15 protein-coding genes are annotated in these 20,590 nt (G+C 58.4%); 9 read left to right on the forward strand and 6 right to left on the reverse strand.

From position 1 onward, the window contains the following. Window positions 1–97: 97 nt before the first annotated feature. Together fdhF and BLT77_RS11455 are read left to right on the forward strand one after the other, a co-directional pair. On the forward strand, window positions 98–4,243 hold the full coding sequence (gene fdhF / locus BLT77_RS11450; protein WP_090365407.1) for a formate dehydrogenase subunit alpha: 4,146 nt from the start codon (window positions 98–100) through the stop codon (window positions 4,241–4,243). 101 nt (window positions 4,244–4,344) lie between these two features. After that, window positions 4,345–5,238, forward strand: coding sequence for a L,D-transpeptidase family protein (locus BLT77_RS11455; protein ID WP_090365408.1), 894 nt, complete (start codon window positions 4,345–4,347; stop codon window positions 5,236–5,238). A 17-nt stretch (window positions 5,239–5,255) separates the two neighbouring features. Here BLT77_RS11455 and BLT77_RS11460 read toward each other — a convergent pair whose 3' ends face one another. Further along, window positions 5,256–5,513, reverse strand: coding sequence for an Lpp/OprI family alanine-zipper lipoprotein (locus BLT77_RS11460; RefSeq protein ID WP_090365409.1), 258 nt, complete (start codon window positions 5,511–5,513; stop codon window positions 5,256–5,258). 236 nt (window positions 5,514–5,749) lie between these two features. On the opposite strand from BLT77_RS11460, the gene BLT77_RS11465 reads away from it, so the two are divergent. After that, a complete protein-coding gene (locus BLT77_RS11465) occupies window positions 5,750–6,229 on the forward strand; it encodes a SixA phosphatase family protein (protein ID WP_090365410.1) in 480 nt (159 codons plus the stop codon). Here BLT77_RS11465 and BLT77_RS11470 read toward each other — a convergent pair. Both BLT77_RS11470 and nikR read right to left on the reverse strand, forming a co-directional pair. Then, entirely contained in the window at window positions 6,226–6,555 is a 330-nt protein-coding gene (locus BLT77_RS11470; RefSeq protein ID WP_090365411.1) for a hypothetical protein, read from the reverse strand. The genes BLT77_RS11465 and BLT77_RS11470 overlap by 4 nt on opposite strands. A gap of 167 nt (window positions 6,556–6,722) precedes the next feature. Next, complete coding sequence (gene nikR / locus BLT77_RS11475; protein ID WP_176819296.1) at window positions 6,723–7,145, reverse strand: nickel-responsive transcriptional regulator NikR; 423 nt, start codon at window positions 7,143–7,145, stop codon at window positions 6,723–6,725. Between the two features lie 212 nt (window positions 7,146–7,357). Between nikR and BLT77_RS11480 the strand changes: the two genes are divergently transcribed. From BLT77_RS11480 to BLT77_RS11505, 6 genes are all read left to right on the forward strand, one after another. Further along, complete coding sequence (locus BLT77_RS11480; protein WP_176819297.1) at window positions 7,358–8,188, forward strand: ABC transporter substrate-binding protein; 831 nt, start codon at window positions 7,358–7,360, stop codon at window positions 8,186–8,188. Further along, window positions 8,185–9,177, forward strand: a complete 993-nt coding sequence (locus BLT77_RS11485; RefSeq protein WP_090365414.1) for a FecCD family ABC transporter permease — start codon at window positions 8,185–8,187, stop codon at window positions 9,175–9,177. The genes BLT77_RS11480 and BLT77_RS11485 overlap by 4 nt, the downstream gene beginning before the upstream one ends. Then, window positions 9,164–9,907 carry an ABC transporter ATP-binding protein gene (locus tag BLT77_RS11490; protein ID WP_090365415.1) on the forward strand — a complete coding sequence of 248 codons (744 nt, stop codon included), beginning with the start codon at window positions 9,164–9,166 and terminating at the stop codon, window positions 9,905–9,907. The genes BLT77_RS11485 and BLT77_RS11490 overlap by 14 nt, the downstream gene beginning before the upstream one ends. Window positions 9,908–9,925: 18 nt before the next feature. Further along, window positions 9,926–11,824, forward strand: coding sequence for a TonB-dependent receptor plug domain-containing protein (locus BLT77_RS11495; protein WP_090365416.1), 1,899 nt, complete (start codon window positions 9,926–9,928; stop codon window positions 11,822–11,824). A gap of 9 nt (window positions 11,825–11,833) precedes the next feature. Beyond that, the gene (locus tag BLT77_RS11500) at window positions 11,834–12,580 is read left to right on the forward strand and encodes a PIG-L deacetylase family protein (protein ID WP_090365417.1); all 747 of its coding nucleotides are present in this window, start codon (window positions 11,834–11,836) and stop codon (window positions 12,578–12,580) included. A gap of 328 nt (window positions 12,581–12,908) precedes the next feature. Then, on the forward strand, window positions 12,909–15,338 hold the full coding sequence (locus BLT77_RS11505) for a TonB-dependent receptor (RefSeq protein ID WP_090365521.1): 2,430 nt from the start codon (window positions 12,909–12,911) through the stop codon (window positions 15,336–15,338). Window positions 15,339–15,592: 254 nt separating this feature from the next. Here BLT77_RS11505 and BLT77_RS11510 read toward each other — a convergent pair whose 3' ends face one another. The 3 genes from BLT77_RS11510 to BLT77_RS11520 all read right to left on the reverse strand — a co-directional run bounded on the left by BLT77_RS11510 (window position 15,593) and on the right by BLT77_RS11520 (window position 20,561). Then, window positions 15,593–18,640 carry a molybdopterin dinucleotide binding domain-containing protein gene (locus BLT77_RS11510; RefSeq protein WP_090365418.1) on the reverse strand — a complete coding sequence of 1,016 codons (3,048 nt, stop codon included), beginning with the start codon at window positions 18,638–18,640 and terminating at the stop codon, window positions 15,593–15,595. A gap of 9 nt (window positions 18,641–18,649) precedes the next feature. Beyond that, a complete protein-coding gene (locus tag BLT77_RS11515; RefSeq protein WP_090365419.1) occupies window positions 18,650–19,345 on the reverse strand; it encodes a 4Fe-4S dicluster domain-containing protein in 696 nt (231 codons plus the stop codon). Window positions 19,346–19,955: 610 nt separating this feature from the next. After that, window positions 19,956–20,561, reverse strand: coding sequence for a hypothetical protein (locus tag BLT77_RS11520; RefSeq protein WP_090365420.1), 606 nt, complete (start codon window positions 20,559–20,561; stop codon window positions 19,956–19,958). Window positions 20,562–20,590 lie beyond the last annotated feature (29 nt).

Genomic DNA, 20,590 nt, shown 5'->3' on the forward strand with positions numbered 1-20,590 from the left:
TAATTGGTTAGGAATGGAATTCAGCTTTTTCATTCCCGGACAGATACCTCTGAAGAAGTAGACCGGGGCAGCTGACGCCGGCTTAAGAAGAGCAAAAATGATAAAGATCTCCATTAACAATCAACTGGTTGAAGTTGAGGAATCCCTCTACCTGCTGGACGCGTGTCGACAGGCTGGGTTCGAGGTTCCCTCGCTGTGTGGTGGCCCTGACGGCCAGGGGCAGGAAGCGTGCGGCCTGTGCGCCGTCGAGGTTGATGGGGAGGTGACCCTCAGTTGCCGCCATCCGGTAAAAGCCGGCATTGAGGTACAGACTCAGTCCGAGACTCTGACCCAGACCCGCCAGGCGGCGTTGAAACGCATTCTGTCTAATCATACTGCCGATTGTGAGGCCCCGTGTAAGACCGCCTGTCCGGCAGACGTCGACATTCAGGGGTATCTGTACGACATCGCTCAGGGCGACCATACCAAGGCGGTACAGACCATTAAAGACACCCTGCCGATGCCGCTGTCCATCGGCCGGGTGTGCCCGGCCTTCTGTGAGTCGGCGTGTCGGCGCACCTTGGTGGATGAGCCACTGGCGATTCGTCAACTGAAGCGGCATGCGGCCGACCTGGATCTCGATGACCAGGCCCACCTGGCGGACATTGCGCCCGCCAAAGGCAAAAAAATTGCCATTATTGGCGGCGGCCCTGCCGGCCTGTCTGCCGGTTATTTTCTGACTCACAACGGCTATCAAGCCACAGTATTTGAAGCCATGCCGCAAGCGGGTGGCTGGTTGCGCTATGGCATTCCGGAATACCGGTTGCCGAAAGCGACCCTGGATAAAGAGATTGAGTTGATGTGTCGTGCCGGCATGAGCATCGAGCTGAATCAAAGCCTGGGGCGCGATTTCACCCTGGAACAGTTGAGCCAGGAATACGACGCGGTCTGTCTGGCCATTGGCGCCCAGAAAGCGGTGGCCATGGACTACACCGGCTCGGATCAGAAAGGCTGCATGCTGGGGGTGGATTACCTGAAGGACTTCACCCTGGGCAAAGACGTGTCAGTGGGCAAGAAAGTGGCCGTGATTGGTGGCGGCAATACCGCCATCGACTGTGCCCGGACCGCTTTGCGTCAGGGGGCGGAAGTCACCATCATCTACCGCCGAACCAAGGCCGATATGCCGGCGGAGGATTACGAGATTCATGAAGCCGAAGTGGAAGGGGTTAACTTCCAGTTCTTGTCTCTGCCGGTAGAGAACCTGGCCGACGATCAGGGCCGGGTGTGCAAGGTCAAGGTGGAAACCCTGAAGTTGGGTGAACCCGATGCCTCCGGTCGTCGTCGTCCCGAGTCGACAGGCGAGTTCCAGTGGATGGAGTTTGATACCGTTATTGCGGCGGTGTCGCAAAAGCCGGACGCCGAACTGCTGGCCTCCGATGCCGCTAAGCTGGGAGGGGAAGCGCTGCCGCTGACCCGCTGGACCACCGCGGATGCGGATCCGTCGACCATGCACGCCGGCATCGGCAACCTGTTTGCCATCGGCGATTTCCGCCTGGGGCCGGCGACGGCGGTTGAGGCGATTGGCGATGGCAAAAAAGCCGCCATTGCCATCGACCGCTTTTTGCAAAGTGGCCTGGTCCAGGCTCCTAAAGCACAGTTCAACTCCCAGAAAGCCAAATCTCTGAAAGAGGTTGAGGCGCGTTTCCTGGATCACTGGCCCAAACAGTCGCGTCTGGCGATGCCGGAACTGACCAGTGCTCAGCGTCAGGGCAGTTTTGAGGAAGTGGAGCTCGGATTTGATGCCGAGGCCGCCATTGCCGAAGCCGCCCGTTGCCTGGAGTGCGGCTGTCAGGTCAATACCCAGTGCGGGCTGAGAGATTACGCCACCGAATACCGCATCAGCGATGCCGACCTGGACTACAGCAAGGCCCAGCAGAAGCGCATCGACAGCAGCGCGCCGTTCATTAACCTGGATCCCAACCGCTGCATCAGCTGTGGTCAGTGTGTGGTGGCCTGTAATGAGCGCGGTGTCCATGGGGTGCTGGGCTTTAAAGACGATCAGCCCAGCCAGCGAGTGTGTTTTGACGGTGGCGAGTTGATGGCTAACTCAAACTGTTCCCAGTGTGGTGCCTGCATCCAGGCGTGCCCGGTGGGCGCCCTGACCGATGCCCGGGATCGCAGCCAGGGGCGCCAGCAAACCCTGAAAACTGTCGATACCATCTGCACCTACTGTGGCGTGGGTTGTGGCATTCGTCTGCACGTGGACGAGGGCAGCAACAGCATCATCAAGGTCACCGGGGTCGAAGAGTCGCCGGTCAACGAAGGGATGCTGTGTGTCAAAGGCCGCTTCGGTTTTGACTTCATTCAGTCCAAAGAGCGATTGACCCAGCCGCTGATCCGTAAGGACGGTGAGCTGGTGCCTACGACCTGGGCTAACGCCATCGGTTATGTGGCCGCAAAAATCGAAGAGATTACTGCTGCCAAAGGTGGTAACGCCATGGCCGGTTTTGCTTCCGCCAAGGCCACCAACGAAGACAACTTCCTGTTCCAGAAGCTGTTCAGAAGTGTGATTGGCACCAATAACATTGACCACTGTGCCCGCTTGTGTCACTCCACCACGGTATCGGGCCTGCGCGCGGCCGTGGGCAGTGGTGCCATGACCAATGACATTCCGTCCATTAAAGAGTCGGATTTGATCTTTGTTATCGGCTCGGATACCACCGCCGCGCATCCGGTGATCGCCTCTCACATCAAGCAAGCGGTTCGCCACCATGGCGCCCGCCTGATTGTGGCGGATCCTAAGCGCATCGGTCTGTCTGATCACGCCCAGCTGTACGCCTGTCACCGACCCGGAACCGATGTGATGTTGCTGAACGGCATCGCTCGAGAGATTCTGGTCAATGGCTGGCAGGATGACGACTACGTGGCTCGCCGCACCGAAGGCTTCGAGGCGTTCAGGACCGAAGTGATGAAACCGGATTATGCTCCTGAGCAGGTTGAGCTGGTCAGCGGCGTTCCTGCGGCGCAGGTGCGTGAGATTGCCAGGTTGATGGGCACCGCGACCAAGACCGCCGTGTATTACGCCATGGGCATTACCCAGCACACCACCGGCCACGACAACGTGCGGGCCATTGCCAACCTGCAGTTGCTGTGTGGCAACATCGGGATTGAGGGAGCGGGCATCAACCCTCTCCGGGGCCAGTCTAACGTGCAGGGCGCCTGCGACATGGGAGCGTTGCCGAACTACTTGCCGGGGTATCAGAACATCGAGGAACCGGCCATCCGCGAGCGCTTCGAGGCGTTATGGCACACCGACCTGTCTCCGGCCAATGGCCTGACGGTGACCGAGGTGATGGATGCCATTCTGGCGGACCAGGTTGACGGCCTGTACGTAATGGGGGAAAACCCGGTTCTGTCTGACCCGGATCAAAAGCACGTAATTAAAGCGCTACAGGCGCTGGATCTGTTGGTGGTGCAGGACATCTTCCTGACGGAAACCGCGCAGATGGCGGACGTGGTGTTGCCGGCCTTTGCCTTTGCAGAGAAGCAGGGACACTTCACCAACACCGAGCGCCGGGTACAGCGACTCAATGCGGCGGTGAACGCACCGGGCCAGGCTCGTAATGATTGGGAGATCATTCAGCTGTTGGCTCAGGCATTGGGAGCAAACTGGCGATATCGTAACGAAAAGGCGATCTGCAACGAGATCAACCTGGCGGTGCCCCAGTACGCCGGTATCCGTTGGGAACGTGTCGGAACCAAGGGCATTCAATGGCCCTGTGTCGATGACCAGTGTGATGGCATGCCGGTGATGCACGTCGACAAGTTTGCCATTGGTGAGCGGGCCTACATGGAGCCGATTCCATTTAAGTACGCCGCCGAATTGCCTTGCGACGAGTACCCATTGGTGTTGACCACCGGCCGGTTGCTGGAGCAGTTCCATACCGGCACCATGACCCGCAAGACGAAAGGCTTGAACGATCTGGCCGGTCCGACGGCCATGTTGTCGGTGGCCGACGCGGAGCGTCTGGGCATTGGCAATGGCGATCCGATTCGTCTGACCACCCGTCGTGGCGACATCGAGCTCAATGCCTTCGTCACCAAGCGGATTCAGAAAGGGGTGGTGTTCACGGCGTTCCACTTCGAGGAGGCGCCCGCTAACCGTCTGACCAACCCAGCCCTGGATCCTCACGCCAAGATCCCCGAGTTCAAGGTGTGTGCGGTGCGGGTAGAAAAGCGGCTGACCAGCGAAGTGATTGCCTGATCCACGTCGGTTGATTACCATTAAAAGCCCGCCATTGGCGGGCTTTTTGGTGCAGGGGCGTAGCCCAGGCCAGGTTTTGGCCGTGGAGGTAAGGAGTGGGAATGAGGAAGGCCATACTGTGGCTGTGTGTGCTGTTGGGCTGGTCTGCAACGGTGTGCGCGGTGATCTACCCTTTGCCCGAGCCAGGCCACCGGTTGGTGGGGTTCTCCGTGACTCATGTGGTCAAGACCGGTGAGCACCTGGCTCCGATTGCCAAGCGATACGGCGTGGGGCTGCTGGCACTGATGGAGCTCAACCCCGGGGTGGACCCGTTTTTGCCCAAGCCGGGTACCGAATTGGAGATCCCCTCCTACATGCTGCTTCCGGACGTGCCCCGCAAGGGGGTGGTGATCAACCTGGCCGAGCTGCGGTTGTACTACTTTGACGATCACTTCGTCCATGTCTACCCCATTGGCATTGGCCGTATCGGTCATGACACGCCATTGGGAGACACCGTCATCACCCGTAAGCACCCGAATCCCAGCTGGACGCCTACCGCCAGTACCCGTGCGGAGTACCTGGAGCAGGGCATCGAGCTGCCCAAAGTGGTGCCGCCGGGGCCGAATAACCCTCTGGGACTGTTTGCACTGCGACTGGGGTTTGCCCAGGGCCAGTACCTGATCCACGGTACCAATAAGGAGTTTGGTATCGGCTTGCGGGTCAGTGCCGGTTGCATCCGCTTATGGCCAAAGGACATTGAGGAGCTGTTTTCCATGGTGCCGGTAAAAACACCGGTGCGGGTCATCAATCAGCCACTGAAAGTGGCGCGGGGGCGGCAGGGAGAGATTCTGCTGGAGGTCCATGACCCATTGAGTGTGGAGGAGCAGGCCGACAAACCCCTAACATTCAGTGATGATCAGCTGAGGCTGATTCAGATGAATCACGTCAATCAGGAGTGGGTGACTCGAATGCTGGCTGAAAGGGCCGGGGTGCCGAAAGTAGTGGGCTGGCCGTAAACCAGCCCACCCGGAGCTTACTTCTTGTAAGAAGTCGCAATGTTGTCAATGCGCTGGTTGGCACGCATCGCTTCAGCTGCGGCGTCATCGGCAGCCGCTTTTGCTGCGTTGATGTCGCGATCCTGACGCTGCTGATCGGCCTGGGTTTCAGCCTGGAAGGAGTCCACCTTATTGGATAAAGCAGATACCTGGGCCGCCAGCTCGTCGTTGTTGGCACAGCCGGCTAGAAACAGTGCCGAGGCAGCGGTTGCTACCAGTAATACCTTGGATTTCATATCCTCTCCTATTATGTGCAGCACATTAGAGTGTGCCGGTGACAGTTTGGCACATTTTTCAGCATTTGCATGTTGCTTTGGTGATTTTTAAACCAAACAAGGCCATTGTTATTTCACGTTAATCGTCGTTTCTGTAGTCGTGAGCTGTGTGAATCCGAATCGATGCGCCAATCTGGTTCGGTCGTGGCCAGCGAGCGTTCTAAACTTATTCAGACAGGTTCAGATTCGGGAGGCGTATGCGCCTGATCGTACTGCGGCATGCCAAATCTAGCTGGAACGATGCCACGTTGGCGGATTGGCATCGGCCATTGAGTCCCCGTGGTGTCAGAACCCTACCGAAGATAACGGATCAGTTGACGCGTTGGCGTGTGGTCCCGGATCGGATATTGAGCAGTGATGCGGTGCGCACCCGTTTGACCACCTGTGCCATCAGTGATGCGTTTGAGGACGTTGAGGTCAGCTTTAAGCCGTCATTGTATCTGGCCAGTGAAGCACAGATCCTGGCGATGATGGCGCGTAAGTTTTGTGCGGGCCAGACTCAGATATGGGTAGGGCATAACCCTGGAATGCATCGGGTTGTCGAACATTTGGGTGGCATTGAGCTGGAAAAGTTTACCACCGGTTCGATGGCGATGATGAAGGTCAACGGTGATCTGGAACTCACCTCAGAATTGCGGCTGTGGAGCCCTAAGGGGGGAGAGCAGCGTTTGGGTTAAGCGGCCCGCTTCTGCTTTTTGATGGCACAGGCACACAAACCGCCAGCCAGTGCAGGGCAACGTTTACAAGGCGTTTTCTTGTAGGGGCGACGGGCAAAGCTCATCGGATCCGATGCCAGCGGCCGGATAGCCACAACTTTGGGCTGTGCCGCTTGCCCAACGACCATCTCTTGCACCAGCTTGTCAGCCATCGCCTTTAGCTGTTTTTTGTCCAGTTCGACGACGCTGTTGGCGGCACTCTTCCCGGCCTGCTTCAAGGACTGCTTCAGGGCTTTTTTCAATGCTTTCGACTGGCGCTTCAGCTGCTTTTTGGTGCGCTTATCCATCATCGGCTCCTCACTGGTTTGTACCGATTCTAAATAATAATTATTCGCAGTCAATGCTTTTGCCGATAAATGTGAACTGGAGAACGCTCTGGTAACAACGCCTCTCCAGCCCCGTGGGCAAGGGGGTTTGCCCGGATTGATGCCTGGATTCGATAGTTGCTGATAAATCAGATGGTTTCGTCAGCCATTAGCGGAACCAGGTGCAGACAGCCATTGAGAACGCCACTTTCACTGAGCTGAATGTTGGCAAACTGCTGCAGTTGCTCGGCGGTGCCTTCCAGGGCAATGGACTCCATTCGAAAATGCTCATCCAGACACACCAACATGGTGGAGCGGACAATGCGATTGAACATATGCAGGTTGTCCATCAACCGCGTCACCAGGGTGCGCTTTCGAGTATCAAACACGTAGCTCAAAGTGGCAATACAAGGGGTACCGGGGTCGGTCTCCAGTAACTTGTCTTTGCGCTTTTCCCGAATCATATCCCGGAACAGCTCACTGCGATTGCGGTAGCCGCCGTCATCGGCCAGTTGGTCCAGTTCTGTCAGCAGCTCAGTGTCCAGTGACACCGTAATTCGCTCTGTTCCCATGGTTTTTCTCCCCAAGTCTGCCGACATACTAATTTTAAATTCTTCACATTTTGTTGATTTTGATCATATCGTCAAGTTATGAACTTTATAAAGATCGTCATACTTTTTGGTGGGGCGATTTGATGCAGTATAAATACTTGATAATGTGGGTTTTATTTTTTTCTTCGGCGGGAGTTCAGGGAGAGACGTTCTGGCGAAACTGTGGTCAGCCGATGGACGAGCACCGGCCGGCCGAGCGAATCATTGCACTTAACCAGCATGCCACTGAAGCACTGCTGACCCTGGGGCTGGGGCCGAAGCTGATTGGTACCGCCTACCTGGATGAGGCGGTGAAGCCGGAACTGCAGCAAGCTTATGAGCGTATCCCTGTGCTTAGCCGGGAGTACCCCAGTACCGAGCAGGTGTTGCTGTCACGGGCGGATCTGCTGGTGGCCGGGTTCGCCAGTGCCTACCGCGATATGGGCATCGGTTCCAGGCAGCGCTGGCAGCAAAGAGGGATGCAAACTTACCTGTTTGAATCGGTGTGTGCGCCACAGGCCGTGACCGTTGACTCGGTGTTTACCGACATGCGCCAACTGGGGCGCCTTACCGGTACTGCCGATCAGGCCGAGGCCTGGGTCGCGGCCCAGAGCAAGCGCCTGGCTGCCATTGCGGCCACCCCACCGGCGCGAGCGCCCCGCATGTTGCTGTGGTTAAGGGAGTATGAACTGCCTTATGTGGCCGGCTGCTGTGGCATCGGCAATCTGATTATCGAGGCTGCCGGTGGCGTTAATGTCGGGGCCGATATCGACCGAGCCTGGGGGCATCTCTCCTGGGAGGCGGTATTGGCCGCTCGGCCAGAGATCATTTTGATGGTCGACTCCAACTGGTCGCCCCAACGCAGGAAACGTCAATTCCTTCAGAATTCGCCCTACCTGGACACCCTGCATGGTTCCGGCCAGCTGCGCCTGGACACACTCTCTTTCTCCGAGACGGTTGGTGGCGTGAGGATGATCGACGGCATCGACAAGGCCCATCGCGCGGTGATGGCGTGGCAGTCATGAGTTGGGGGAGTCGTGTGCACTGTGTGTGGCTGTTATCGGGACTGGCGCTGGTGTCGCTGTGGGCCCTGACTCAGGGAGCCGTGTCGGTTCCCCCGGACCTGGCGTGGGAGGCGCTCTTTTCCAGCGCTGGTGACCCGCTGATCCGGGTGGTGGTGGTTGAGATGCGCCTGCCCAGGGTGTTGCTGGCCGCGTTGGTGGGGGCGGCACTGTCGGTGGCCGGAGCGCTCACGCAGACATTGGTCCGAAACCCGCTGGCGGATCCCTATCTGCTGGGGATTGCTAATGGCGCAGCGTTGGCAGCGGTTACCGGATTAACCCTGGCCTGGTCATTGCCTACTCCGGTATTGGCAACCTTGGGTGCACTGGGCGCGTTTGCCCTGGTGATGACGGTGGCCAGCTACGGCCGTCTTTCTCTCTCCCCCTATGCGTTGATTCTTTGTGGTGTTGCCATCAGTGCCCTGGGTTCTTCGCTCACGACCCTGATGATGCTGCTGGGGGATGATCGTGCCTTGGGGCAGATTCTGCGCTGGCTGATGGGGTCGATGGCCGGAGCGGATTTCGGGCGGTCGGTGCCGCTGCTGGTGGCCTTGCCGCTGGCCATGATCTGGCTCAGGTGGCGAACGGTGAAGCTGGATTTGATGCTGCTGGGGCAGGACAAGGCCCGCTCATTAGGGTTAAGGCCGCTGTTTGAGCGTCGGGCAATCGCGGTGGTGATTCTGGTATTGACCGCTCTGTCGGTAGCGGCCGCAGGCGCCGTCAGTTTCGTGGGGCTGTTGGTGCCGCACCTGGCCCGAATGTGGGTTGGCGGCCTGCACCGGCGCTGGCTGCCTGTGGTCGCGATGCTGGGGGCCGTGGTGACGGTGGGGGTTGACGGCCTATGCCGAACGCTGCTGGCGCCGGAAGAGTTGCCGCTGTCGGTTCCCATGGCGGTGTTGACGGTGCCATTAATTTTACTACTGATTCGCAGGCAGGCCGATGCTGGAGCTTAATACCCTGGAGTTAAGGCGTGGTCACCGGCAACTGGTGACGGATCTGAGTCTGCAACTGCCACAGGGGCAGTGGCTTGGGCTGTTGGGGGCCAATGGCTGTGGCAAAACCTCACTGCTGAAGAGCATTGCCGGTTTATGGCCTTTGAGCCGCGGCCGGGTGTGCTTCGCCGGTGCTTCTCTGGCGGAAATGGCGCCCCTGGCCCGGGCGGAACTGGTGTCGATTCTGGTGCAGCACAACCAGCCCAGTGGCGGGTTGACGGTCGAGCAAACCGTGGCCCTGGGCGCCAGCCCGGCCAGAGGCTGTGAACGGGCTGCATTGGAGCAGGTGTTGCTCGAGTGTGAACTGCTGGCAATGCGGCAGCGGCCGCTGGACAGCCTCTCCGGCGGCCAGGTGCAGCGAACCATGATTGCTCAGGCGCTGTTGCAGGATACGCCGTTGCTGCTGCTGGACGAGCCGGCCAACCACCTGGATGTGTATCACCTCTACACCACGTTGGCGCGCATTCGCCAACGGAGCATGTCGGTGGTCGCCAGTTTTCACGACATGAACCTGGCGGCCCAGTGGTGTGATCGCCTGCTGTTGCTGGGAGAGGGCCGGGTGCTGGCCCACGGCACACCGGAGCAGGTTCTGACGCCGTCACTGTTGCGACAGGCATTTCGTGTCGACACCGAAATTCACACAGGCACCGACGGACAACGTCAGGTGCGCATTCTGGGCGCAGCCCGATAACTAACCCCTGGAGAAAACATGTTAACCCCCCTGTTGTTGGCCGCCGCCACGGTGGCCATGGAAGTGGACGAAGTGGTCACCGTAGAGTATCGGTCCTTAGAGGAAAACCTGGCCTGGGATCAGGCCGCACTGGGTGCGGATTTGGTGGTGATCGATCGCGACCAGTTTGAGTCCATCGGTGAGGGCGACATCAATACCCTGCTGAACCAGTTCGTTCCCGGCCTGTTTGCGGTCGGAGCCAGAGGCCGTTACGACGCTGGTTATGCCTCGTTACAGGGTTCCCGCAAGCAGGACATTTTGTGGCTGATTGATGGTAACCGCATCAATAACCGCCTCTATGGCGGCATCTACCTGGACAGCCTTAACCCCAACATCATCGAGCGGATCGAAGTGCTCAAGGGAGGGCAGGGCGTGGTGTTCGGCACCGAGGCGATAGCCGGTGTCATCAACATCGTGACCCGCAACTACCAGGGCGAGACCGAGGGCAGTGTCTCGGTGGGTGCCGATACGTTGGAGACCGCCAGTGGCTCGCTGTTTTATACCACGGCAGTGGACTCCTTGGAGTGGTCGTTGTTTGGTTCGGCCACCACCAGTGAGGGCTACCAGTTGTGGCGGGACGAGGAGATCCACTGGACCGCCGCCGACGACAAGAAGCGCGGCTACACCGTGGCCAACGCCGGGACCAAGCTGCGCTGGGTCATTAACGACGCCAGCCAACTGACGGTGCTGGCGCAATACAACTATGGCGAGCTGGAGCGTCTGCGCAGCTACGGCACCATCGACAGCCACAATGAGCGCCGGGAGCAGATCTACACCGCCGAGTACCAGTTCCTGGCCAGCGATCAATTGCAGCTACTGCTGAAAGGGTATTACCACGGTTGGGACAGCCACTACACCCGCATCGACCAAGATATTAATGGCAATGTGAGTGTGGTGGACGACGACAGTTACTGGGGGTTCGAGGATTACGGCCTGAAGTTGTCGGCCAAGCTGACCCAGGACAACGGTGACAGCTGGTTGATGGGCACCGAGCTTCAAGGCTATCGAGGCGAGGACGAGGTGATGGAGTTTGTCAGTGACACCGAGGTGGTACGGTCGCTGTTTGCTCAGTATCGGCCTCGCTTCGAGGCGCTTGCCGATACGTCGGTGGCCGTGGGTCTGCGCTACAGTGACATCGATTCCGCCGGTGACAGCCTCAACTGGAGCCTGGGTGGCGAGCATCGGCTCAACGCATACGGGCTGCTGCGGGCATCTGCGGGCACCGGCTTTCGCCTGCCCAGCGCCGACGAGCTGTATTCGGTGGAGCGGGAAGGGGGACTGATTGGCAACCCGGATCTGGACCCCGAGCAGAGTCTGAACCTCAACCTGGGATTGAGCTGGCAGCAAGACGCATGGCAACTGGAACCAACCCTGTTCTGGCGCCGGGTCGATGATCTCATCGGCATTCAGGGCAATCAGTACCAGAATCTGGATAACCGGGTTGAGACCAAAGGGGTGGAGCTTAATCTGGCCTGGCAGGGCAGCGACCTGTGGTACTGGCAGGGACAGATGACCTACGCCGACAGCCGTGAAAACGGCAGCAGCGAGCAGATCGAAGAGGTGCCTAAGTGGCTGGCCTCCAGCCGCCTCGAGCATACCCCCTCTGACGCGCTGTCTCTGTACTTGTTTGTCTCCTATACCGGTGAATTTACCGACTATGCCACCGAAGCCGGTGACTATTGGTTGCTGGAGCTGGGAGGCAGTTACCGCTGGGGACAGCACCATACCCTGAGGGTGCGACTGGAAAATGCCCTGGATGAGGAGTACGCCGCCAGCGTGTTCAATCCCGGTTCCTCGGTACCGGAGCCGGAGCGGTCGCCAAAGCAGACGCTGGGGATCCCCAGAAACCTGCAACTGAACTACCACTATCAATTTTAGGAGAGCGCGATGAGTCAACGAATTTTGCTGCTGGGTGTTTACGGCATGGAGATGGTGGAGTGCGGCGGGGCGCTGGCCATCAACGCCGCCAATGGGGGACACTCGTTTGCGTCCATCATGCTGGCCCGGCCGGAGATGCAGCGGGATCTGCATCAGGCCGCGGAGGTTCTGGGTATTGAACAGCTGTTCTTTAATGAGTTCGAGCGGGGTGGGGTGGATCTTCGGCCCGACTACAAACTGGCGCTGTGCCGCGTGATTCGCCAGACCCGGCCGGACATCATCATTACCCAGGATCCGCAGCACAGTTTCGAGGATCTCGATCCAGACCGTCGTCCAGCCATGGGACTGATTCTGGAGGCTATTGCGTTGGCCGGGCGAGATTATGGGCTGGAGGCGATGCCGGAACTGCAGCCGCACCCGGTGGCGACGCTGTACTACATGTCGCCTTCACAACCTAACTGCAGCGTGTCGCTGGCGACCGTGTGGCAGAAGAAGGAGCAGGCCATGGACTGCCTGAGCAGCCAGATGACGTTTTCCGGTCAGCATTTCAGTGAACGCTTGTCTGAGCAGGAGCAACAGGCTCTGTGTCCCGGGTTTGCCGAGTTGCCGTCCGACTATCACAAGGGGCGGGAGGTGCAACGGGCCATGGACAAGGCCCTGCATCTGCATACCGGCTTGGGTAGCCACAGCCGTTTTGCCCTGGCAGAGCCCTACCGTCGCCAGGGGTTGTTTGAACTCAACGAACTGATGGTGTGAGAGCCCTGATCGACGCGCCTTTACTGGTGATGGTGATCACAGTTTGGGTTGTTTTGGGAACTTGATTGCCACTAAGGTGCGATTTAAAAAATTCTTTACCGTGTTGCAATTTGGTGTTGAATAACATTTGAAGGCTTCTCGAACCTCGATGTTATTCACCTTTTTGCAACCTTTGCTCAAGTTGATTTACCGTTACTGTTCTGTTTTTAATCATTAAAACCCTGCTTATATCATGTGTTTACCTATAAAAGCCGGGCCTCTCTGTGGTGCAAATTGAAAAGGCAATGAGAGTTGTTATCATTCGCACCAAATCAAGAAGAGGTTAATGATGAAACAGTTTCGTTATTCAGTTCTGGCCGTAGCCTGTGCCTCGGCTCTGGTCGCCCCTGTTGCGATGGCACAAGAGGCCGCGGCTGCCGAAGGCACAGAGACCATTACCGTGTATGGTCGTCAAAACCAGGTGGTGATGAACTCCGGCCTGGCGACTAAGTCAGATATGTCGTTGATGGAAACTCCCGCCGCCGTGGTGGTAGTGGATCAGGAGCTGATTCAGGCTCAAGGGGCCGACAACCTCCAGGATCTGGTGCGTAACATCAGCGGTGTGACCCAGGCCGGTAACAACTATGGCATCGGTGACAACCTGGTGATTCGCGGCCTGGGTGCCAACTACACCTACGACGGCATGTATGGAGGTGCCGGGCTGGGGAATACCTTTAACCCGACTCGCTCCATGACCAATGTCGAGTCCATTGAGGTTCTTAAGGGGCCGGCAACCGGTTTGTATGGCATGGGCAGCGCCGGCGGTGTGATCAACCTGATTGAAAAGAAGCCGGAGTTTGAGTCCGCTCACGAAGTGACCGTGGAAGCCGGCCAGTGGGACACCTACTCCCTGGCGCTGGACAGCACCGCCGGTATCAGTGACACCCTGGCCTACCGGGTAGTGGCGAAATCCGCCCGCAGCGACGGCTATCGCGGCGTGGGAGCCGACCGCGATGAGATCTACTCCTCGTTGAAGTATCTGGTCAGCGACAATCAGGATCTGATGTTGTCGGTGGCCTACATCAAAGACGCCATTGCCGTGGATTCCATCGGTCATCCGATCCGTATCTATAACGCCGAGTCTGTCGGTGGCAAAGGCGCCGGTGAGGTGAGCTGGGAAGATCTGATTAACGATCCCGATGGCAATGGCCTGCAGCTGACCGACGAGCAACGGCAGCAGCTGGCGGACTCGTTGGCGGCCACCGATGGATTGGAACCCTTTGATCTGGGTGATGCCGATCTGATCTCGCCGATGGCCAAGGACAACGAGGGGGAGGAGATCCGCTTTAAGCTGACTCACAACATCGATTTCACTCCGAACCTGTTTCTGAACCAACAGCTGCAATACCGCAACTACGATTCCGGTTTTGCACGTCAGACCGGCGCTTACAACTACGTTTACTGGGATCGCCGCGGCACCATCAATGCCGACCCCCGGGCTCCGCTGGTGGAAGACGGGGTACTGTACCCTTACGCCGCCCGCCGTCAGGAGTACCGCAAAGTGGAAGCGGATGAGTCCTCCTGGCAGTACTTTGCCGATCTCCGTTACGATTTTGATTTGGGCGGCATCGACAACGAACTGCTGGTCAATGCCAACTACGAAGACCGCGACATCCGCTTTAAGCAGTATTCCATCTATGACGCCGACAAGCTGATTTACGACAAAGAGGGCAACCTCATCTATCAGGGCAGCCTGCCGTACATCTACGACATCCGTAACCCTAACTGGGGCAGCGGCAGCTTCGAAGATTACGATCCGCTGTTGACCGCCAATTACAACAAGACTGTCAGCGCCTGGGGCGTGGGCCTGCAACATGTGGCGTACCTGGATTACGGTTTTACCACCCGAATCGGCGTGGCGTTTAACGAGATCAAGCAGAGCTATGAGCACCTGGGGGTGGATCCCAGGTACAGTGCCAGCCGCGCGGCGGCCACTCCCGAGCAGGACACCACCGATAATGGCGTAACCTATAACCTCGGCATCACCTACATGCCGATGGACAACCTGTCACTGTTCCTGAACCACTCCAAGGGGCGTACCGCCTACAGCATTTTGGGCAGTGTCGCCGGTGATGAGTCTGACCGGAAAGATTCCGAGTCCATCAGCAATGACTTCGGTATCCGCCTGAAGGCGTTTGATGACCAGATGCTGGCCTCTCTAGTGGTGTTTGAGAGTGCTCGAACCAATCTGGAGTACAGCAACCCGCTGTACGACGAAGACAATCCGCAGTCAGGCGTGCCGGAAACGCTGTACGACGGTGAAGAGGAAACCAAAGGGGTGGAGCTGGATCTGAATGCCCATCTGAATGAGCAGTGGATGATCAACCTCAACGGCGTGTATCAGGATGCCCGCGATAAAAAAGATCCCAACAAAGACAGCTTCGATACCCCTCAGAAAGGGATTCCGAAGATCACCGCCAGTACCTGGGTTACCTATGCGGCCCAGTGGTTTGATCTGGCCAGTCCGCTCAAGCTGAGCCTGGGAGCCACCTACGTCGATGAGCGCAGCACCCACTCCAGCTCGTTTGGCATTCCCGATGGTCACGTGCCGGCCTATACCGTGGTGGACACCGCCCTGAGCTACGATGCGCAGGACTGGAAGTTGCAGGTGAACGTTAACAACCTGTTTAACGAAGCCTACTACAGCAAGGCGATGTTCCTCGGCGGCATGCCCGGCGAAGAGCGTAACGTGACGGTCAGCCTCAACTACCGGCTGTAATTGTCATTGCCAGAATACAGGGGAGCGCGAGCTCCCCTTTTTTGTGGCTGCGATTCAGTGGTGGAGGAGGAAGTCGCCCATTGGCTGTTTCAGCCTGCGGCAATGGGGCCAGGCCAGGCGTGCGGCCGGGTGGTACCCGGGCGCCGAACCATGGCCTATCTGCACGACGCAAAAGCGTCAGGGCTGTGCCGGTGGAGAGACTCTAGAACGAAAAAGCCCCGTCAAAGGACGGGGCTGGGGAACCGGATTAAGTCTTAGACATCAACCTTTTCGATTCGAACCGGAATGCCGTGACGGCAGTTGGTGCCGGCATAGTAGTCGTTGAGCATGCTGACCTCGCCGGGGCGAGTGGGATCGTGCGGCACCATTTGATTCACTGCGGTACCGCCGCCACGATGGGACAGCCCCTCGAGAACCTGGCCATCGATGCTGCGGGTATCGGCCCCATAGGCCTGCTTGTGACCAAAGGTATGGGATACGCACACGGCACCTTTGGCGACGCCACTGTCGGCCTGCACCACCCCTTCGGCCGGGGTGCCGTTGCCACTCACAACCCGAACCGTATCGCCGTTTTTCAGACCCAGCGCCGAAGCGGTGTCGCTGTGCAGGTAGACGAAGTTGGTGGGCGTCAACTCGGCACAGCGATCAAAGGCGGCGGAGTAGTTGGAGCGCAGTGTCGGCTTGTAACTGGAGAACAGCAGCGGATAGTCGCTGGCGGGCCAGTGTTGTTCCCAGGTGTCGCCATTCCAGAACCGGTTAGGCTGGTACACCGGCGTGCCGGGGTAGAACTCACCGGAGTGACAATGACGCAGCTGAGCCATATCGGCGTTGTAGATCTGCAGCAGTTTGCCGCCACCGCCATTGATGAAGTCGCCGTCGTAGCGCTCGCCACTTTCGTAGTAACCACCGCGGGACAGCAAGGCTTCGACCTGGGCCGCTTCGGTTTCACTCAGGCGCGGGCGCAGCGGCGTCATGGAGTAGTCCAGCGCAGACCACTGACGGTCGTCATCGCTGACTACCGGAAGAGCGCTGCACTGGGCGGCAACGTTGGCCAGGTAGCGGGCATGCCAGTCCTCAAACGTCAGCAGGTCGACCTTGTGGCCATCGGCGGCAGCAATGGCGCCTTTACCAAAGCCGGGCAGTGACATGGCCATGGCCAGATCGATGACAAACTGCTCCATGCACACGTGCTGGCCGGCGGCGTTTTTGACGGTTCTTGGGGTGACCAGCGGTGCGCCGGCGACCACACCCAGGTTAAAGGCGCCCCACATGCGATCGGCGGCGTACTCCTCAAACATCACTCGGTCAGGAATGAAATAATCGGCATAGCGGTTGGTTTCATTCATGTAGCAGTCGATGGCGACAAACAGCGGCAGTCGGGCCGGGTCCGCCAGGGTCTGTTCTACCTTGTGGTTGATGGAGGAGGCGCTGTACAGCGCATTGCTGCGCCAGTTAATCAGAGCCTTGGCGCTGTAGGGGTTACCGTTGGTGTGAGCAGTCAGGGCTTCGGCGGCGTTACCGGCGGCGTAGCCGGGCACCAGGTTGTGCCACATGTCGCTGGCCGGGTAGGGGTTGTCGCCCCGGGCCAGTTTCTGCTGGTATTCGGTTGAGCCTTCGTAGGCGCCGGCACGGCAGACGTTGATCACCGCGCTGGTGTCCACTTCACCGTCGAAACCGCCGAGGTTGTAGTTGCCTTCAAATCCCCAGTAGGCGCCGTTGCCGTAGATGGCCCCACCTTTGGCATCGTGGGCACCGATCAGGGTGTTGAGGGTGGCAATCAGCCAGCCCATGATGATGGCATCACCGCTGTTGGCGCCGGTGTTGGTGGCTACGCAGGCCCGGCGGCCATGATGACTCAGATCTTTGGCCACCTGACGGATCGCGGCCTCGTCGATACCACAAGCGGCGGCGTAGTCGCTCAGGGAGGTGCGATCCGCTTCCTGTTTCAGCAGCGCCAGCGAGGCAGCCAGTCGCACCGGTTGGCCGTTGATGTCGGTAAAGCTGGCATCGGTGAACAGGTCACCCTGCTGAGCCTGATTGGCGGACAGCAACTGACCGTTGCTGACCACCAGCGGCTCATCGCCACCGAGGCCAAAGTCACTGGCCTTGGCCAGGTGACGGTCGCCGGGGTGGGCTGGATCCATCACCACCAGGTGGCAGGCGTTGGCCCGGTTGACTTCGCCTTTGGCTTTGGCCACTTCGGAGTTGGGAATCGACAGAAATTCGGCATCAAACCAGCCTTCGCTGAGCATGATCTGAATCAGGGCGAAGGCAAACGCGCTGTCACGGCCTGGTTTGATGGGCAGCCACTGGCCACGGGTATCGTTGGCGACCGTGGTGCGCAGCAGCGGATCGACACAGGTGTATTTGAGTTGGCGGTCGGTGCGGGCATCTGCCAGGCCGCGGCCCAGACGGTTGAGGCTGGCACCTGAGGCACCCGGCGCCGTCCCCAGGAACAGGGCGTACTCGACGCTGTCCCAGTCGATGTCACTGAGTCCGGGTTCCAGGCCCGGATTCAGGCCAATGCCGAAACCGATGCCGGTCGGTGCCCCGCAATAGGCGTGCTTGGTGACCAGGTTGGCGGTGCCGTAGGACTGGCGCATAAAGCGGGCGTACAGGCTGCCGCGCAGGGTGTCCTCTTCATTGAAGGTAGCGAACAGGCGGTTGGTGGCCGAGCCGAATTCGGGCTGACCGGGTACCGCAGGCTTGTCCAGCTGGCGAATGGCCCTGAGGCCGTCCACCTGGCCCTCGCCAAACAGATCGCCGCCGTCGAGGATCTCCTTCAGCGCCTGCTCGTAGCTAATGCTGACCCATTTGCCTTCACCGCGCTTGCCGGCCCGTTTCAGCACCTGGGTCACCCGGCGCGGGTCGTCAACGCAGTTGACGCCACTGGCGCCCTTGCCACAGGTGGTGGCGCGGTTTTCCAGTCCCTGATTGCCTGCCAGGGCGGCATAGCTGTCGCGTACCGGCATCGCCAGAGGGAATGGCGAGCCCGAGTTGACCTCGCAATAGGGGTTGCCACCCACCTTAAGTACGGTATCGCTGGCTTCGTCGATGCGTACCCGCAGGCCACACATGTTGTTGCAGGTAAAGCAACGGGTGTACATGGTGCGGATGCCGGCGGTTTTGCTCAGGCTGCCGTCGGCAGCCAGCTGGGCTTCGGTAGGCAGGGGATTGCCAAAGCGTGTATTGCTTTTGCTGACCTTGAGCGTCGCAGGGGCGGTGCGACTGCTGCAGGCGGTGCCGGTTGCGGCAGCGGCGGACACCAGTCCGGCGCGGGTGATAAAGGTTCTTCTGTCCATATTCAGGTCCTATCGTTGCCAGTCCAGGTGATTGAGAGTGAGGATGCCCTTGTCATCGCTGGGCTGAGGCAGACCGATGTAGAGGATATTGGGCAGGTTGCCGGAGTCGGGCAGCATGCCGTACACCGGGTTGTCACGAACCAGCTTGGCGATGTCGCTGTTGGCATCGTTCAGATCGCCAAACACGCGGGCCTCACCAATACAGGTTTCCACACAGGCGGGCAGCAGGCCCTGCTGTAGACGGTGGATACAGAAGTTGCATTTTTCCGGCGGCGTCTTGAACTTGGTGTCTTTGCGACGGGCGCCATAGGGACAGGCTTTGACGCAGCGCTGACAGTGGATGCACTTGTCGTAGTCAATCACCACAATGCCATCTTCCTCGCGCTTGTAGGTTGCCTGTTTGGGGCAGACTTTGACGCAGGAGGGCTGCTCACAGTGGTTACACTGATTGGGCACCGACAGGGTGGTCACTCCGTGAGTGCCGTTGATGGCCGCCTGGGTGACCCGGGTTCGGGCACGACCGGGATCGACCTGGTTCTCGATGGAGCAGGAGACACTGCAGGAGAGGCAGCCGGTGCAGCGGCGTACATCGAACACCATCGCCAGGCGTTTGCCGGCGGTCTGAGCCAGCAGGGTGGCGCTGGGAATGAGGGTCAGGGCAGCACTTCCCGCCGCCATTTTTAATAATGAACGTCTGTCTAACATGAGAGGTCCTTGAATATGCATTGCAGAATACGCAATGCGGAATTAAGGGTTTTGCTGGCAGAGAAAATAGATGAAAAATGTTCGATTTGGGAGACAAAAAAGAGTTGGCGTTGTTGATTTGTCGCCAGCCTCCCAACTTTTCGGAATCGAAAAAAGGCAGTTGCGGAATCTGCAAATTACGCTGGTGGCAGAGTCCTGTATAGCGTGCCCAGCGGCTTTGCTGGTGTCAACGAGATGGGTGTGGCAGCGTGATGTGGCGCAGAGTGCTGGTGACGAACATGGCGGCATTAGCGTGCCGACATGGAGCCGTCGGGCAGGTCTTTATATCAGGTTGAAATAAAATTTGGCCGATTTTCAATTGTGCTCTAGTACGTACTATTACATAGTGTTTAAAGAGGTGGGGTATTATTTTTTAAAGCACGTTGACTGTACTGTTAAAATAGATTTCAGTGCATATTTAATAATGAGGTTTTGATTTTTAGACCACGGAGAATGCGGCGGAGATATTCAGGCCCGACCTAAGGCGGGCCGTTGTTAGCGTTACCGGTTGGCGTCGAGATCACCCATAGAGGAATAAGATACCTCTGGCTATCTGAATGCCTGCCACAGGCTAGGGCTGCAGTGTTGCCAGTATTTCACAGATGGTCAAGGGATCACCGGACTCACAATGTTGACGGTAGAGCGCCGGTGAGACCTGCACGTCGGTGAAGCACTTCTCAACCAGATTGTTCATCCACCGTTCCAGTGATTCCTCGTTATCCTGTATGGCCTGTTTTTGTTGTGCCGTCCGGCTTTCAATTCTGGTGAGGAATATCGGCAGCAGCTCCGAGGTGACTCCCAGCTCCTGATATTCCCGAGCCCGGTAGGCGGCATCCAGCAGTGATTGCAGCTCTTCAATGCGCTGGCTGTGATCGCCGGAGGAATCGACGAGTTCTTCGAGCTCCATTTCATAGTACACCGTGTGCTCGGAGCGATAATGCATCATCTCATCTTTTACTGCGTTGATGACGGTGTTGATTGCCTCCTCGGTTTCCTGCAGCCGGTACAGGGGTTTGACAAAGTCTGGCTGATGGTACTTATGGGCATCGCGTAGGGAGGTGGCACCGATCTCGCAGTCGAGGATCGCTTCGCTGGTTAATTGGCGGGTTTCGGCGCCGGCAAACTGGGACAATGCCAACAGCGGCGTGAGCAGTAATACCACGAATCGTCTGTTCATCAGGGGGTCCTTTTCCTGTGGAATGGGTG

This window comes from Ferrimonas sediminum, from assembly GCF_900100175.1.
In the GTDB taxonomy this organism is placed as follows: Bacteria; Pseudomonadota; Gammaproteobacteria; order Enterobacterales; family Shewanellaceae; genus Ferrimonas; species Ferrimonas sediminum.